This is a genomic window from Mucilaginibacter ginsenosidivorax, from assembly GCF_007971525.1.
Lineage (GTDB): Bacteria > Bacteroidota > Bacteroidia > Sphingobacteriales > Sphingobacteriaceae > Mucilaginibacter > Mucilaginibacter ginsenosidivorax.
The window spans coordinates 4765100-4781893 of record NZ_CP042437.1; the positions used below are offsets into that span (position 1 = coordinate 4765100).

Annotated in this window: 13 protein-coding genes; 5 read left to right on the forward strand and 8 right to left on the reverse strand. The window is 42.8% G+C overall.

What is annotated here, in order from left to right; translation table 11 throughout:
* Window positions 1–168: 168 nt before the first annotated feature.
* The 5 genes from cysN to FSB76_RS19970 all read right to left on the reverse strand — a co-directional run bounded on the left by cysN (window position 169) and on the right by FSB76_RS19970 (window position 5764).
* Window positions 169–1422 (reverse strand): sulfate adenylyltransferase subunit CysN, encoded by a 1254-nt coding sequence (cysN, locus tag FSB76_RS19950; protein WP_147056409.1) that lies wholly within the window; start codon window positions 1420–1422, stop codon window positions 169–171.
* A 73-nt stretch (window positions 1423–1495) separates the two neighbouring features.
* On the reverse strand, window positions 1496–2401 hold the full coding sequence (gene cysD / locus FSB76_RS19955; protein ID WP_147056411.1) for a sulfate adenylyltransferase subunit CysD: 906 nt from the start codon (window positions 2399–2401) through the stop codon (window positions 1496–1498).
* A gap of 141 nt (window positions 2402–2542) precedes the next feature.
* On the reverse strand, window positions 2543–3463 hold the full coding sequence (gene miaA / locus FSB76_RS19960; protein ID WP_147056412.1) for a tRNA (adenosine(37)-N6)-dimethylallyltransferase MiaA: 921 nt from the start codon (window positions 3461–3463) through the stop codon (window positions 2543–2545).
* A 188-nt stretch (window positions 3464–3651) separates the two neighbouring features.
* Window positions 3652–4308 (reverse strand): IS1096 element passenger TnpR family protein, encoded by a 657-nt coding sequence (locus FSB76_RS19965; RefSeq protein ID WP_147056414.1) that lies wholly within the window; start codon window positions 4306–4308, stop codon window positions 3652–3654.
* 49 nt (window positions 4309–4357) lie between these two features.
* On the reverse strand, window positions 4358–5764 hold the full coding sequence (locus FSB76_RS19970) for a CCA tRNA nucleotidyltransferase (RefSeq protein WP_147056416.1): 1407 nt from the start codon (window positions 5762–5764) through the stop codon (window positions 4358–4360).
* Window positions 5765–6248: 484 nt separating this feature from the next.
* On the opposite strand from FSB76_RS19970, the gene FSB76_RS19975 reads away from it, so the two are divergent.
* From FSB76_RS19975 to FSB76_RS19985, 3 genes are all read left to right on the forward strand, one after another.
* Window positions 6249–7439, forward strand: a complete 1191-nt coding sequence (locus tag FSB76_RS19975; RefSeq protein ID WP_147056419.1) for an aspartate aminotransferase family protein — start codon at window positions 6249–6251, stop codon at window positions 7437–7439.
* Window positions 7440–8069: 630 nt separating this feature from the next.
* Complete coding sequence (locus FSB76_RS19980; protein ID WP_147056421.1) at window positions 8070–10346, forward strand: glycosyltransferase family 4 protein; 2277 nt, start codon at window positions 8070–8072, stop codon at window positions 10344–10346.
* Entirely contained in the window at window positions 10347–11354 is a 1008-nt protein-coding gene (locus FSB76_RS19985) for a glycosyltransferase family 4 protein (protein WP_147056423.1), read from the forward strand. It begins immediately after the preceding gene.
* Between the two features lie 85 nt (window positions 11355–11439).
* Here FSB76_RS19985 and FSB76_RS19990 read toward each other — a convergent pair whose 3' ends face one another.
* Window positions 11440–11841 carry a hypothetical protein gene (locus tag FSB76_RS19990; protein WP_147056425.1) on the reverse strand — a complete coding sequence of 134 codons (402 nt, stop codon included), beginning with the start codon at window positions 11839–11841 and terminating at the stop codon, window positions 11440–11442.
* Window positions 11842–12508: 667 nt separating this feature from the next.
* Between FSB76_RS19990 and FSB76_RS19995 the strand changes: the two genes are divergently transcribed.
* The gene (locus FSB76_RS19995; protein WP_147056427.1) at window positions 12509–13408 is read left to right on the forward strand and encodes a hypothetical protein; all 900 of its coding nucleotides are present in this window, start codon (window positions 12509–12511) and stop codon (window positions 13406–13408) included.
* A gap of 6 nt (window positions 13409–13414) precedes the next feature.
* Here FSB76_RS19995 and FSB76_RS20000 read toward each other — a convergent pair whose 3' ends face one another.
* Both FSB76_RS20000 and FSB76_RS20005 read right to left on the reverse strand, forming a co-directional pair.
* Window positions 13415–14275 carry an alpha-1,2-fucosyltransferase gene (locus FSB76_RS20000; RefSeq protein WP_147056429.1) on the reverse strand — a complete coding sequence of 287 codons (861 nt, stop codon included), beginning with the start codon at window positions 14273–14275 and terminating at the stop codon, window positions 13415–13417.
* Between the two features lie 61 nt (window positions 14276–14336).
* Window positions 14337–15806 carry a glycoside hydrolase family 130 protein gene (locus tag FSB76_RS20005; protein WP_147056431.1) on the reverse strand — a complete coding sequence of 490 codons (1470 nt, stop codon included), beginning with the start codon at window positions 15804–15806 and terminating at the stop codon, window positions 14337–14339.
* A 310-nt stretch (window positions 15807–16116) separates the two neighbouring features.
* On the opposite strand from FSB76_RS20005, the gene FSB76_RS20010 reads away from it, so the two are divergent.
* Window positions 16117–16794, forward strand: a complete 678-nt coding sequence (locus tag FSB76_RS20010) for a response regulator transcription factor (RefSeq protein WP_147056433.1) — start codon at window positions 16117–16119, stop codon at window positions 16792–16794.

Below are 16794 nucleotides of genomic sequence, written 5' to 3' on the forward strand. Positions count from 1 at the left end.
TTGGGAGCCGGTTTTTTCTGTGTTTATAAATTTCCCCGGACAACAGTGATTTCAAATGATAAAATAATAGCTTGTTAAGCTAACAGGGTCCGGTTTCAAAAGAAGCCGGACCCTGTTCTTATCATCTGAAATTTAAAATCTGCACATCTGAAATCTGTACATCCGCAATTACAGGGCGGGGGGCGCCAGCGTTCCGGCGGCCACGGTTTCATTGGTGGCTTCGTCAACCAAAATTAATGAGCCGGTAATACGGTTTTTGCGGTATTCATCAAAAACAAGTGGCTGGGTGGTGCGCAGGCGTACACGGGCCATCTCGTTCATTTTAATATCCCCTGCATTTTCAAGCTTTTCCATGGTGTTAATGTCAAGCTTGTAATAAACTTCTTTTATAATGGCCATCACCTCGCGGGTAGTATTTTTAAGATGATATTTGGCGCCCGGACGCGGGCCACGGGGACCCATCCAGCAAAGCATTACTTCCAGGTCCTGGCTTACAAATGGTTCGCTTTCATCTTTAACAATCATATCGCCACGACTTACATCAATGTCATCCTCCAGGGTAATAGATACCGACATTGGCGCGAAAGCTTCTTCAACAGGTCCTGAAAATGTATCGATTGATTTAATAGCCGATGTTAATCCCGAAGGCAATACCGTTATTTTATCACCGGGTTTAAATATGCCACCAGCAATACGGCCTGCATAGCCGCGATAATCATGATATTCGGCAGCATGCGGGCGAATCACGGTTTGTACCGGGAAACGCGCATCGGCATGGTTTTCATCACTCGCAATATGAATGGTTTCTAACGTGTGCAGCAAACTTTCGCCTTTGTACCATGGCATGTTAACCGAATCGTTAACTACATTGTCGCCTTCAAGCGCGCTGATAGGCACAAAACGGATGTCATTAACATCTATTTTGGCAGCAAAAGCTTTGTATTGCTCAACTACATTATTAAATACTTCCTCCGAGTAATCAACCAGATCCATTTTGTTGATGCAAACGATGATGTGAGGGATTTTTAACAGCGACGCGATAAAAGAGTGACGGCAGGTTTGTTCAACAACACCTTTGCGGGCGTCTATAAGTACCAGGGCTAAGTTAGCTGTTGAGGCCCCGGTAACCATGTTACGGGTGTATTGAATATGGCCGGGGGTATCGGCAATAATAAATTTACGTTTTGGCGTGGCAAAATAGCGGTAAGCAACGTCAATGGTGATACCTTGTTCCCTTTCAGATCGCAGGCCATCCGTAAGCAGCGAAAGATCGATGTGCTGCAAGCCTTTCCTTTCGCTCGATTGTTTTACGGCCTCCATCTGGTCTTCAAAAATAGATTTGGAGTCGTATAGTAACCGCCCTATGAGGGTGCTTTTTCCATCATCTACACTGCCGGCGGTTGTAAAACGTAATAGTTCCATAATAATGAGGTACGTATGGCCTGTTGCCAGGTTGGCGTAGTATATTGTTGGCCAAAAAGCCTGTTAATTCAATTTAAAAATAGCCTTGTTTTTTCCTGTCTTCCATTGATGTATCCGAGCGTTTGTCGTCGCTGCGATTACCACGCTCTGTGCTGCGCGTGGCCGATACTTCGGCAACAATTTTCTCCAGCGTATCTGCGTCCGATTCAATGCCACCGGTAATCGTTATATCGCCAAGGGTACGGAAACGCATCAGTTTATTCTCTACAAATTCGCCGTCGCGCAGAGATAAGAACTCCGATGCCGGCAACCAGGTGCCGTCGCGGTAAACCGCATTACGGTTATGTGCAAAGTATAGCGAAGGGATAGCAATGTTTTCCTGCAGGATGTAATTCCAGATATCCATCTCTGTCCAGTTGCTGATTGGGAATACCCTGAAATGTTCGCCCATGCGCTTGCGTCCGTTAAAAATATTCCACAACTCCGGCCGTTGATTTTTTGGGTCCCACTGGCCAAACTCATCGCGGTGCGAAAAAAAGCGTTCTTTTGAACGTGCTTTTTCTTCATCGCGGCGGGCACCGCCAATAGCAGCATCAATTTTATGATGTTCGATGGTATCTAATAACGATACAATTTGTAATTCGTTCCGGCTGGCGTTAATGCCGCTTTCTTCAACCGCGCGGCCTTTGTTGATGGCTTCCTGAACCGAGCCTACGATTAATTGTACACCCAGCCTCTCAACCAGCTGGTCCCTGAATTCCATAGTTTCGGGGAAATTATGACCGGTGTCTATGTGGATAAGCGGCATAGGTATTTTGGCGGGCCAAAAAGCCTTTTGAGCCAGGTGAGTAACAACAATGGAGTCTTTACCGCCCGAAAACAGTATTGCAGGGCGATCAAACTGGGCAACCACTTCCCTTATTACGTAAATGGCTTCCGATTCTAATTCCTGCAGATGGGTAAGATAATATTTGTGCATGCTAATTTAAAAACCCGCTAAATCCACCTAAATTGTAGTACTTAGCATTTAAACTGCAATATTAGCAATTTTATACTAATGTTGAGGGTATTAAATGGATTTTGACCGGGTTATACAACGCTGAAGTAACTGATTGAATTTTTAAGAAGTTTTTTCAACCGTTTCAATCATTTTTTCGATTAAATCCGGTGCTCCGGCATCAAACCAAATAAACTGTTGATCCTTGCGAAACCAGGTGAGTTGCCTTTTGGCAAACCGGCGGGTGTTTTGCTTTATCATTTCAACCGCTTTGTCAAGCGTAGTATTACCATCTATGTAATCGAAAATTTCGGAATAACCTACCGTGTTCAGGGCGTTTAAATGACGATAGGGGAGCAATGACGTTACCTCGGGTAATAAGCCTTGCTGTAACATAATATCAACCCTGTAGTTAATGCGTTGGTACAATAACTCGCGTGGCATATTAAGGGCCAGTTTGATGATGTGGAACGGGCGCTTATTAACAGCTGCCTGCCTATAGGATGAAATGGGGTTGCCGGTGCTTTCAAAAACTTCCAGCGCCCTGATAATGCGTTGCGGATTACCCAGGTCAACCTGGTTATAGTAAACCGGGTCGGCCAGTTTTAACTTCTCCTGCAAATAATTAAGCCCTTTTTCTTCCAGCTCAAGGTTCAATTGTTCGCGGATAGCCGGATCGGCAGTTGGCAAATCATCAAAGCCTTCGCAAATAGCTTTAATGTACAGACCCGAGCCACCTGCCAAAACGACATAGTCATGCTTTTTAAAAAGCTCGTCGAGCAATACAAGGCATTCCCTCTCAAAATCACCTACCGAAAAGGGCTCGGTTATAGAATGGGAATCAATAAAATAATGTTTTACCTGTGATAATTCTTCGGCGCTTGGTTTAGCCGTACCAATGCTCATTTCTCTGAAAAACTGCCTCGAATCGGCCGATACTACCACCGTATTGAAGTGCTTTGCCACCTCAATAGCCGCCGCCGTTTTGCCAGTGGCTGTAGGGCCGGCAATTACAATGAGGGTTTTTGTAGGTAAATGAGGCATGTTTAAATAAAATATGTCATTGCGAGGAACGAAGCAATCGCGAACTATGCAAATTCGCCATGAACGCGACGCGATTGCCACGCTTCGCTCGCAATGACATAGTTGCTATGAGCATCTGAAGCCAAGACGTTATCCTCTTTTTAGGTATTACCTGCTAAATCCTCGCAATCATGGTGCTGAGATCGTCCTTAATAATCATCACCCCCACCACGATGTGGTTTGTCGTCATCGTCAAAGCCTTCATCGTCGGCAAATTCGTTACCAAATTCGTCGTCTTCTTCGTCTTCGGCAGCTTTTTCCTCGGGAAGGTCGGCGTCAATGTCGGTTACCTCCGAAAAATCTTCGGCATCTTCCGGGTTATAGGCCATTTCATTTAAAAAGTCAAAATCTTCATCCGGTGCGGCAGCTGTTGCAGCAGGCGTAAATACATTGCCAAATTGTTTTGGCGCCTCGCCAACTGATTTTATAACTGCGGGGTAGGTTGTTCCTGGTGTTTCGTCAAGAATAATTTTCATCAGCTCGACATGAAAATCAAAAGGACGGTCGAAGTTAAACGTATAATAAAATTTTTGATGCGGATCGTCAATAAAGCTCAGTAGCTTTACATTGGTCATGAGCGAAATGCCACGATCTTTTCTTTTTTGATTTGGCAAATAGGTAATTTCTTCGCCTTTCATCCACTGGTCGTTACTGATATAAAAAGACGATGGGAATTCGGGATTATAACCGGTTGACTGGTGTATTGCGCGGTGTAAATCTTCGAATGTCTGATTCGATTTTACATCAATTTCACGCATCACATCATCATAATCTTCGAAAGTAACCCTGAACCTGTATAGTGCCATTTTGTTAGTAAATTTTTAATGGGGACAAAAATAGTGTTTTAATTCAATTTCAGCTTGCCACAACTTTTAAGCCAATTTCTAAACCTTTGGCAATTGTATAGCTGATGGCAGCTTCCCGTTCGTTCGGAATTTCGCCTTCCAGGATAGCTTCGCGTATCTGATTTTTGATAATTCCTACCTCGCGGCCTTCTTTTATGCCAAAAAGCTCCATAATATCCAGCCCGGTAACCGGCGGCTGCCAGTTACGGATGCTATCGCGTTCTTCAACATCTTTTAATTTTTGTTGAACAAGCTCAAAATTGTTACGGTATTTTTTAACCTTGTATTCGTTTTTTGTGGTGATGTCTGCTTTACACAACAACATTAGCCCTTCGATGTCATCTCCCGCTTCAAAAAGCAAGCGCCGCACTGCCGAATCTGTCACAATAGATTGCGAGAGCACTATGGGCCTTAAATGCAGCTGTACCAGTTTTTGCACCTGTTTCATTTTTTCGTTAAGGGGCAATTTTAACTGGGCGAATATTTTAGGCACCATGCGCGCGCCGCGGTCTTCATGGCCATGAAATGTCCAGCCGTGGCCGGGTTCAAAGCGCTTGGTGGCGGGCTTGGCAATATCGTGTAAAATAGCGGCCCAGCGTAGCCAAAGGTCGTCGGTGGTTTCGCAAATGTTATCAAGCACCTGTAGGGTATGGTAAAAATTATCCTTGTGGCCTTTGCCGTCAATATAATCAACACCGTAAAGGCCGGCCATCAACGGGAATATTTTATGCAATAAGCCGGTATCAAACAAATAATTGAACCCAATGGAAGGGACTTTAGATAGGATGATCTTATTCAGTTCGTCAGTTATACGCTCCTGCGATATAATGGCAATCCTATCTACATTGTTTTTTATAGCAGTAACGGCCTCGTCGTCTATCCTGAAATTAAGCTGCGATGCAAACCTGATGGCACGCATCATGCGCAAAGGGTCGTCAGAGAAAGTTTCCACCGGGTTTAGCGGTGTGCGGATCAGTTTGTTTTGTAAATCGGTAATGCCGCCAAATGGGTCAAGCAGTTGGCCAAAAGTTTCCGGGTTAAGGGATATGGCCAACGCGTTGATGGTAAGGTCGCGGCGTTTTTGATCGTCTTCCAACGTCCCATTTTCAACAATAGGCTTACGCGAGTCGCGGCGGTACGATTCTTTGCGGGCGCCCACAAACTCAACCTCCAGGTCCTGGTATTTGAGCGATGCAGTGCCAAAGTTTTTATAAACAGCAACTTTTACCTTCAGCTTTGCACCCACGGCCTCGGCAAAATCAATCCCGTTACCTATAATTACAATATCTATATCTTTTGACGGGCGGTCCAAAAAAATATCACGCACAAAACCACCAATAGCATACACCTGTACATTATGCTGCGCAGCAAGTTTTGAGATAACAGAAAATACAGGATGCCGCAGGTGATCTTTCATAGTTTTTTAAAATCCTTAGCAGCTATTCAATTGATTTGATTCGACCGTCATTGCGAGGTACGAAGCAATCTCCGAATTGCAAATCCGCCCGAATAGTTTGGGATTGCTTCGTACCTCGCAATGACGGTGTTTTGTTTAGATGACCGCTAAGTAAACACAAAGGTAATGCTAAAATCTAAACTCTAAATTTTAAACGTTAAAAGCTGCACGGCAATGCATAAAATTGGGTTAACATAACTTAACACATTTCAGATATTTATTTTATATTTACTTTGTAATCAATAGTTTGTGTTTTATCATGGTTAACATGAAAACTGACGTATAGCGCAATTCAGGCCATCAAAATATTTGAGCCTGTTTAACCTTACCGCGATTGAGAACGCATAATTCCTGATTTTTGAAAAACGATCATTTTGCGGCATTAACAATTATCTTTGTGCTGTTCTATACATACAACTTACAACTTATAACATACAACTTTCACATGTCTACTCTCCGTCAGCTTTTTTTGGCTAATAACGCGCAAACTACCGGCTTTCCTTTATTGCTGGAGTTTGAGCGCGCCGAGGGTATTTATATGTACGATGCATCGGGCAGGGCGTTTATTGACCTGATATCGGGTATTGGGGTAAGCAGCCTTGGGCATGGCAACCCTTATGTAAAGGAGGCCATTAAACAGCAGGTTGATAAATACATGCACCTGATGGTTTATGGCGAGTTTGTGCAAACACCGCAGGTAATGTTTGCACATAAACTGGTATCATTATTACCTGATAGTTTGCAATCGGTATATTTTACCAATTCGGGCGCCGAGGCGGTGGAGGGCGCGTTGAAGTTAGCTAAACGATTTAGCGGCAGGCAACAGATCATCGCCTGCCACAATTCGTACCATGGCAGCACCCACGGCGCTTTAAGCGTAATGGGTAATGAGGAGTTTAAGCAAGCGTATCGCCCATTGCTACCCGGGGTAGGTTTCATCAATTTTAACAATACCGATGACCTGCAATTAATAACCAACAAAACCGCATGCGTTATTATGGAAACCGTGCAGGGCGAAGCTGGTGTGCGGGTACCAGATAGCAGCTATATGCAAGCTTTGCGCAAGCGTTGCGATGAAACGGGTGCATTGTTGATTTTAGATGAAATTCAGGCTGCATTTGGGCGTACCGGAAAGTTGTTTGCTTTTGAGCACTTTGGCATAGTACCCGATATTTTGTTGCTGGCCAAAGCGCTGGGCGGCGGTATGCCGATAGGTGCGTTTATTGCATCAACTCCAATTATGGCTGCGTTAAAAGATAACCCTATCCTGGGCCATATAACCACGTTTGGGGGCCACCCGGTGTGCTGCGCGGCAGGCCTGGCAGCATTGGATGTATTGATTAATGACAACCTTGTGCCTGGAGTAGCCCAAAAAGAAGCCCTGTTCCGTAAGCTACTGGTACACCCGGCCATTAAAGCGGTGCGCGGCAAAGGCCTGATGCTGGCCGTTGAACTGGAAAACTTTGACCTGAATAAGAAAATAATAGACCGTTGTATTCAAAACGGTGTAATAACCGATTGGTTTTTACATTGCAGCAACTCCATGCGGCTGGCACCACCACTCATTATCCAGCCCCGCGAGATAGAAAAGGCCTGCGCGGTGATTATAGAAGCAATAGGGCATTATACTAACTGACCCGTTAAGAAAAAAGCCCCGGGGCGGGCTATAAGTTATTGTTGCGCCCAATTTTTGAGTATATTTGTTGTAAAGGTTCTGCACAGTAGGGAAACAGAGAAGATGTTCTTCTTGTTACTAAGTCTTCCTGATATCATATTGGCTTTTTTACATTTTTTGTAAACAGGTTTTCGCTTTTAAATTACATCATAAGTTAATTATCTACTGTTTGTTTGGCCGCAAAGGCGGGATAAAAGTGTGTGAAAGGTGTGTTGTAAAAAGGTGGGTTGGGTTATAGTTTGGTGTGTGTAAGTTGCATTAAAATTTATAACGAAAGCGCCCTGTTGCCTGCGGCCTTTTAAGGTACGGTGAACAAGCGGCCGGCTTATAATTAAATTTAATAAGCAGATTCCTATACAGCCTTTGGTAACTTTTATGTAACGAATATTGAATAATACCTCATAATATTTTGTTTGAATTAAACTGGTATGGTTTATGCATTTATAGAATAATCATATAAAAAAATGCTGTAAAGGCCTTTAAACAGGGAAATAAGAACATTAATGCACTTTTTTATGGTCACAAATTAAACAGCCGGCTTGCTATCGCTGTTTATGCACACAACTACAAGTTTTAACACGCTATCGAATTATGAAAATCGCCTACATATCAACTTACCCTCCCCGCGAGTGCGGCTTAGCCACATTCAACCACAATTTAATGCACGCTATCAGCGCAAATTATCCCGACAGGAAGTCATTACTGCAGGGCGGTTTCGTGGTAGCGCTTAATGATTCTGAAGATGTGCACGAATACGAATACCCGGACGAAGTGAAATATGTTATCCGTCAAAATCATCAAAAAGACTATATCCGTGCTGCCAACTACATCAATACCAGCGCGGCGGATGTTTGCATTATGGAGCATGAATTTGGCATTTACGGCGGCGAGAGTGGTATTTATATATTACCGTTGATAAACCGGCTGGAAAAACCACTGATATCAATATTACATACCATATTAAAAGACCCCAGCTATGTTCAGCGCATCATCATCCGCGAGATTGCCGAACAATCGTCAAAGATCATCGTGATGAGCCAGCGTGCTGTGGAGTTTTTAACCACTATTTATGAAATTCCTGCTGATAAGATACAGATTATAGAACATGGCGTGCCCGATGTAGAAGCACCGGAAGAAAACCCGGTTAAAGCGCTTAGTTCGTTTAAAAATCGCAGGGTAATGCTCACTTTCGGGCTGATAAGCCGTAATAAAGGGCTGGAAACCGTGGTTAGGGCTTTACCAAAAATTGTTGAAAAACACCCCGATGTAATGTACGTAGTACTGGGTAACACCCATCCGGGTGTTATAAAAAATTCGGGAGAGGAGTATCGCGATCACCTGAAATCGCTTGCAACGCAGTTGGGGGTATCCAAAAATCTATCCTTTATCAATAAGTTTGTATCCGAAGAGGAATTGGTAGATTACCTTACCGCCTGTGATATTTATGTAACACCATACCTTAACGAGGCACAAATTACCAGTGGCACTTTATCTTATGCTGTTGGCGCTGGTGCTGCTGTAGTATCTACACCTTACTGGCACGCTACCGAGTTGTTGGCCGATGGCCGGGGCCGGCTATTCGATTTCAAAAATTCAGATGCGCTTGCCGATACCGTAATTGAGCTGCTTGACCAGGACAGAGTTTTGCAGGAACTGAAGGAGAATGCCTACCAATATGGCCTGCACCTGCGCTGGCCGGTAATTGGTGCCGAATTTATAAAAGTGGCCCAGGAAGCTACGGCCCGTTTTGATTTTAGTGATAAGATATTAAAAAACAGTATTGTCGACCCCGAGATATTGCCAAAATTCAGCCTCACGCACGTTTTGCGCCTGACCGATGATACTGGCATTGTGCAACACGCCAAATACGGCATCCCCAACTTAAAAGAGGGGTACTGCCTTGATGATAACGCCCGCGCACTTATCATGGCCTTAATGGCTTACCAGCGCAGCGGCAGCAAGGAGGCTTTTGAATTGCTGCCTATATACCTTAGCTATATTCACTATATGCAGACGGATGATGGTAACTTCCGCAACTTTTTGAGTTTTGACAGGCGCTACCTGGATGAAGTAGGATCAGAAGATTCGTTTGGGCGCACCATATGGTCGTTAGGCCATTTGATAGGCTGCGCGGCAAGTAACTCATACCGTGAATTTGCTTTAGAGATTTTTCATAAATCGGTACCGCATTTTACAAGTTTGAAACATTTGAGGGGAATAGGCAACACCATTATTGGTATAAGCCTTTACCTGCAGGCCGTACCCACAGATGATGGGATGATTAAAATACTAAACGATTTAACCCAGCCCCTCATTGATGCTTTTGAAAAAACGCAATCAGAAGATTGGCAATGGTTTGAGGAGAAAATGACCTACGATAATGCCATACTTCCGCTGGCTTTGTTACACTCCTGTGAAATAACCGGCAACGAGGATGCTAAAAGGATTGCCCTGGCATCGATGGCGTTTTTAGATAAGCTCACGCTATCAAACGGTTACTTAAGCCCGGTTGGTAATGATGGCTGGTATTACCGTGGCGGTACTTTTCCAACGTTCGATCAGCAAGCTATTGAAACCATGGCTATGGTGCTGATGCATTTCCAGGCTTACCAGATTTTTAGGGTGCCACAATATGTAGAGAAAATGTTTTTGAGTTACAAATGGTTCCTGGGCGAAAATACCCTGCGTGCACCTCTTTACGACCACGAAACAAAGGGTTGCTGCGATGGCTTGCTGCCCGGCGGTATTAACCGTAACCAGGGAGCCGAAAGTACACTGGCGTACCTGATATCGCATTTAACGGTATTGAAAGCTTTTGAACTGGAGTACGAGTATAACAAATACGGCCAGAAACTGGAAATCTGCTAAATGAAGGTAGCTGTTTTAGCCCCCGTAGCCTGGCGCACACCGCCCAGGCATTACGGCCCGTGGGAACAAATTTCATCTAACATTGCCGAGGGACTGGTAAAGTTGGGTATTGATGTAACGCTGTTTGCCACCGGCGATTCGATAACTGCCGGAAAGCTGGATGCTGTTTGTGCCACCGGGTACGAGGAAGACCGGAGCCAGGATGCCAAAGTGTTGGAGTGCCTGCACATTAGCAACCTGATGGAAAAAGCGGCCGGGTTTGATATTATCCATAATAATTTCGATTTTTTGCCGCTCAGTTATTCCGGGCTGATTAACACGCCTGTTATCACTACGATACATGGCTTTTCGTCGCAGAAAATTATCCCGGTTTATAAAAAATATAACCATATAGGGCATTATGTGTCCATTAGTAATTCAGATCGTAGTCCCCATCTGGATTACCTGGGTACGGTTTATAATGGATTGGATACCCGCGATTTTGAGTTTTACGAGCAGCCGGGAGATTACCTTTTATACTTTGGCCGCATCCATCCTGATAAAGGAACTGCCGAGGCTATTGAGATAGCCCAAAAAAGCAAACGGAAGCTGTTAATTGCAGGTATTATACAGGATGGGAATTATTACCGTGAACGGGTTGAACCTTATTTATCGGGCCAAATACAATACATTGGCCATGCCGGCCCCGATAAGCGTAAAGAGTTGTTGGGCAATGCCGCCGCCCTGCTGCACCCCATCAGTTTTAATGAGCCCTTTGGCATGAGCGTGGCCGAAGCGATGCTTTGCGGAACGCCCGTGATAGCATTTAACAAGGGATCGATGCCAGAGTTAATTAAACACGCCCAAACCGGATTTTTAGTTAATAATGTTGATGAGGCTGTTGAAGCAGTGGGCAGGTTAGCCGAGCTTAATAGAATAGACTGCTGTAACTGGGCGAGCTCGCAATTTTCGGCAGATAAAATGGTGGCCGACTATTTAAAGCTATATGAGAAGATACTGGGCAAATAACAAAGAAAAACACATAAAAAAGCCAATGCGATACTTTAAGTATCACACAACACCAAAAAAGCAATCAGCTTTTTGCAGGCAGCTATCACCCGGCATCCCTTATCAATTCATTTGCCTGGGATGAATTGCCCGATTCCGGTTGGTTGGCGTAATCATTTAACGGCCTTATTTTGGTTTCACCAAGCAGCGGGTAGGCGTTTCCTGTAACTTCTTGTTGCTGTTGTGGCAAAACATCGCTTGTACGTGCATAGCTGTAGCCCAACCTTTTGTTTTCTTCCTCAATAAAAGTGAACAGGTCGCCGAGGCATGAATAAACCGACTGTAAATATTTATAGTTGGTTGATGTAAGACACTTGCCTACATCTTCGGGGCCCTTACCCGGCTCGCAAAAGTTAAGTTTGGTAATAATACCGTTAATCAGCTCAACTTCAAATTTGCCCTCATTGTGCCAGGTTAAGCTGTTTTTTATTTCTCTGAAATGGTCCATGGCTTTATAAGTTTTTTATCATATAATAATTTGTAACGTTCATTATACCAATTAAATATACTAAATTATTTATATCAATGGAGATGCCATTCTTCATTTTTTTTGAAACATTTTCAATTACCAGCCCTATTAAATAGCAGTAACCTTTTTTATATACCGATGATAAAAAACAGGGATTTTACGCCCAACAATATGCTTGTTATTTAGGACAGTATGTTGTGTGTTAGCGACCGAAAGGGAGAAGAAATAGGGCCGGATTTATAGGCAACTAATACCGTTTTAACAAACGTTTATACAATAGCGCATGAAAATCGCTCTTAAAAGTTGGTCCTGAAGAAAGGTAGTTCCTAAGGAGCAAAAAAGGTTGCAATATTTTTCTACAAACAGGTAGCCTCTACGATGCAAATAAAGATTAGATGGAATATTTCTACAAATATGTAGCCTCTACGAGGCAAAAAACCATGCTGATATGCCTCGTAGAGGCTACATATTTGTAGAAACTAAAAGGAAAAAATCCTTGCCCCGTTAGGGGCTACCTATATTTCGATGTCAAATCTTTAAAAGCGATTGCCTGTACAATAGCGTGAGATTAGCTTAAAAGAAGTTTGAAAAGCTTCATAAACTACTGAATTAATTATTATAACTTGCTGTTAATTAGACTTTAGCAATGGAAAGGCACAAATTAAGTAACCCGGTATTTATAGCCGCGGTTTTGTTACTTATTGTAAACGATTGGTATTTTAAACAAACGTTCCATAACGGTTTAACGGGCAAACTTTCGGATTTTGCCGGATTGTTTGCTTTCCCGTTTTTGTTGAGCGCTTTATTTCCACGGAAAATTAAGCTGGTTTACTTTTTTACGTTGCTGTTTTTTGTAGTTTGGAAATCGCCCTTAATACAGCCTGTTATCGATGCATTAAATGGTGCCGGCGTACCAATTTACCGTACAATTGATTATACCGATTATATAGCCCTGCTTATTTTACCGGTGTCTTTTTATCAGTTTAACAAGCCTGCAGTATATCACTTTAAACCCATAATTCTTAATATGTTGATGTTGTTTTCGTTAATATCCTTTATAGCTACCAGCATGCCTCCGGGCGCCTATACCAGGTTTAATGATATCAATAAAGTTTACACCTTCGATTTTTCTAAAAGGGAATTGGTTTCCAGGATTAACGCCCTGCAACTGGAGTATGTTCATGAATTTAACCAATACGTTAAGGATAATAATAAGCGCAGTTACGGCGCGCTTTATAAAGACACCGCGAGGGTGGATTTTGACCGCAGCAGCAGTATTTTCTATTACAGTTCATCTTTAATTAAAAACAAAAGAGATACGTTGGCCATGCTTATTGATTATGAGCGGGTAAAAGATGCAGATACCATAGTTTTAAAAACGATGTATGCCAACCTCAACATCAGCGGTAACAATAATACATCGCAGTTAAAGCTCCTGAATTTAACTAATTACGTGCGTAAATCAGAAAAGGGTGATCACAAAGAAATTGCTGTCGGGATTTTTGAAAAGTTTACGCTTAAAAGAATCAGTACCACATGGCGATAAGGGTTGCTAATCAAAAAACTCCTTAAAAGAATTGATGGTTATCTTTTCGTCGGCCGATTCCATGTAGTAAGCCGGTACGGTGTTGTACAATGATGCCCAGCCAGTAAACGTGCTTGGCGGGCCGAAAATATAGTTGCATTCGGCAAGTAAATATAAGTCGACTATAGCCGGCCGTTCGGCAATTACAGTTTTGAAATCGCTAAATTCGTTGGCGTCCAGCCTTTCCTGCGAGCAAATTATAAACACACACCGCTTCCCTGAAAAAAGCTTCTCGGTTTCGCGCATTTTGTTGATGTATACCTCGTTGCTGTAAAACCATTTGCCGCCGTTAAAATCAATATAATCGCCGCGCCTGATGTGTACACCAATCAGGATATCGCCCATGTTACGTGCCCGGTTAACTTCCTGTTCTATCGCATCCCTGAATTCCTGTTTAGGCGAAAACAAATTTTTAATTTGCGGCAGGTATTTTTTAAAATTAACGTAGTCCCGGTAAACCCAGCCCTCGGGTATTACAACCTGCTGCTGTGCTAATTTAATGAACCCGGGCTGGTTTAAGTCATATTGCGAAAGTGTAAGGTCGTTTCCGGTTATAGAATGGAATGTAACCCCCGGCAATTTTATCTTAAATTTTAATGTGAGGGCATGAAGTTTATTTAAAATTTTGTTTAAAGCTTTCTGCTCTACCCCAGTTTTTGTAAAGGTTACCCTTAGCGCTTCATCGCCTACAGGTGTAAACCAGTTGTAATACTCCGGAAAACAGGTTACAAGCAATGAATAGTTGTAAGCCTTGCTGTTGGCTATAAAGTACGACAAAAAGTGCAGCCTATTGGCCAGTTGTCCATTAATCCTTTTAATAATAACCACTTAACATCGCTTTATTTAAGCGGTTAAATTAATATTATTTAAGCTGATAACAAAAGCAGTATTATTCGCTTTGATCGTTCTTCAATTTATCTAATAATTCCTGTAAGCCAACTTCGGCAAAGGCGGTTGATGAATCGGATACCCCGTAAGGGATAATAAGCTTTTCGTTATGAACAATTGCTCCGCATGAATATAGTACATTAGGCACATAGCCTTCGCGCTCATCGCTGTTGGGGATAAGCAAGGGCTCGCGCAGGCGGCCTATTTCAATGGCCGGGTCGTCCAGTTTTAATAAACTTGCACCTAACACATAGCGGCGCATAGGGCCTACACCGTGGGTTATCATCAGCCAGCCATCTTTGGTTTCAATCGGCGATCCGCAGTTGCCTATTTGTACAAACTCCCAGCTAAAGCGGGGTTGCTGCAGCATAATCGGCTTTTCCCATATATTTATCTTATCGGCATACATGATGTAATTGTTGCAGCCATCAATACGCGAAATCATTACAAACTTGCCGTTCACCTTGCGCGGAAACAGCGCCAGGTTTTTATTTTGGGCGCCAGCGCCGTATAACGGCATTATTTTAAAATTATAAAAATCGGTGGTTTGCAACAGTTTAGGCATTATAAGCGCGCCATCATATGCGGTGTATGTAGCGTAATAAACAGAAGTATCGTCATCATTTCTGAATTGCACAAAACGGGCATCTTCAATACCCTTGCGCTCATACTCCGATATAGGGAATATTACCCTGTCGGAAATATCGGTGTCCAGCGAAAAAACTATTTCGTAGTACGAATCGGCCAGCCACAATACCTTGTCGTACTCCAGTTTCATCATATCGCTTTCCTGTAATTTTTGCGAATCGATAATAATGCGGCGCAGGTTGGCATATTCAAAATGATGATCGAGCTTGGACTCCAGTTCGTGTAAAATATCGATATTGATTTGCGTAATAGCGGCTTTATCAAAAAACAGCTTTTTATTGTACACTGCATTCCTTACAATTTCAGCTTCATCAATATAGCTGCCGGCTGGTAAAATGGTAATGTTATTATCTTTATCTATCATTCCCCTGCGAAAGGTGATGGATGAGATATGCCCTTCGCCCACAGCCCTGAAACTGATAATTACCCTGCGTTGTCCATCTTCCAGTTCGGTTTGGTCCGGGTCTTCCACAATAGAGGGATTGAAAAAAGCTGCCGACTCAATGGAGTACTCGTGTGTAAAATAAGACCCTATAAGTAGCTTGCGGTTAATGGTTAAGGTATCATAATCGATATTTAACTCCAAAAAAAGCGGCTTCAATTTACTGCAATGCCGGTTTAAAACACGGGTTATATTCCGGTGCCGTTTGGAGTACTCCTGCAATAGCGGCGATACGATGCCAAAGGCTACATCCTCGCTTATTAGCATAACGCGCTCAATTACTTCTTTTGCACGATCGTTCCCATTAAAAAAAAATCTGGCAATAACGCGTTTAGGATCGGGGTTAACTCTTATTGGTTTTCGTTCAATGGAAAGTCTCATATGTATACAATAGTAGCGTTTATTTTGTAACACCGTTAAGCACAAATTGATTTAGCTATTTTGAGAAAAGAGAGTCAAGAATCAAGAGTCAAGAATCAAGAGTTAAGATAGCATTGATTTATGTAACCCAATTAAATATAAATTTGGCTCTTGATTCTGACATTTTTTAAAAAGTGAATCAAGGATCAAGAGTTAAGACAGCATTGATTTATGTAATCCAATTAAATATAAATTTTGTCTTGGCTCTTGATTCTTGACTCTTGGTTCTGACTTTTTTACTCTTGATTCTATTTTACTAAATTGCGCACTTATGAATGTTTTGATTGTTGAAGACGAAAAGGGCCTTGCTCTTGAGGTTGATGAATTTTTAAGTCACGAAGGGTTTACGGTTGAACATGCGCGGACTAAAAAATCGGCAGAGGAAAAGATTTTTGTTAATAATTACGATTTTATACTGCTTGATCTCGGATTGCCTGATGGCGATGGGTTCGACCTGTTAAAAATGCTGAAAGGGCTTGATAAGCGTGATGATGCCGTTATTATCCTGACCGCCCGCGGGGCTGTTGACGACAGGGTGTCGGGACTGGAGCAGGGCGCGGATGATTACCTGGCCAAGCCATTTTCGTTAAGCGAATTGCTGGCCCGCATGCACGCTATTACCCGCCGTAAACATCGGCTGGAAAGTAATGACATAAACATAAAAGGCCTTAAAGTAAATATCCAAAACCGCACAGTAATGTTTAACGACGAACGGATAAACCTTACAAAAAAGGAGTTTGAAATTTTTAACTACCTGGTGCTTAATAAAAACCGCGTAATATCGCGCACCAATCTTACCGAGCACGTTTGGGGTGATGTTTTGGAAATAAACAGCGACTCGAACTTTGTAGATGTTCATGTAAAAAACCTGCGCAAAAAACTATCGCAATACATTCCTATTGACTGGTTTGAAACGGTACGCAGCATAGGTTACCGTATTAACATTTAA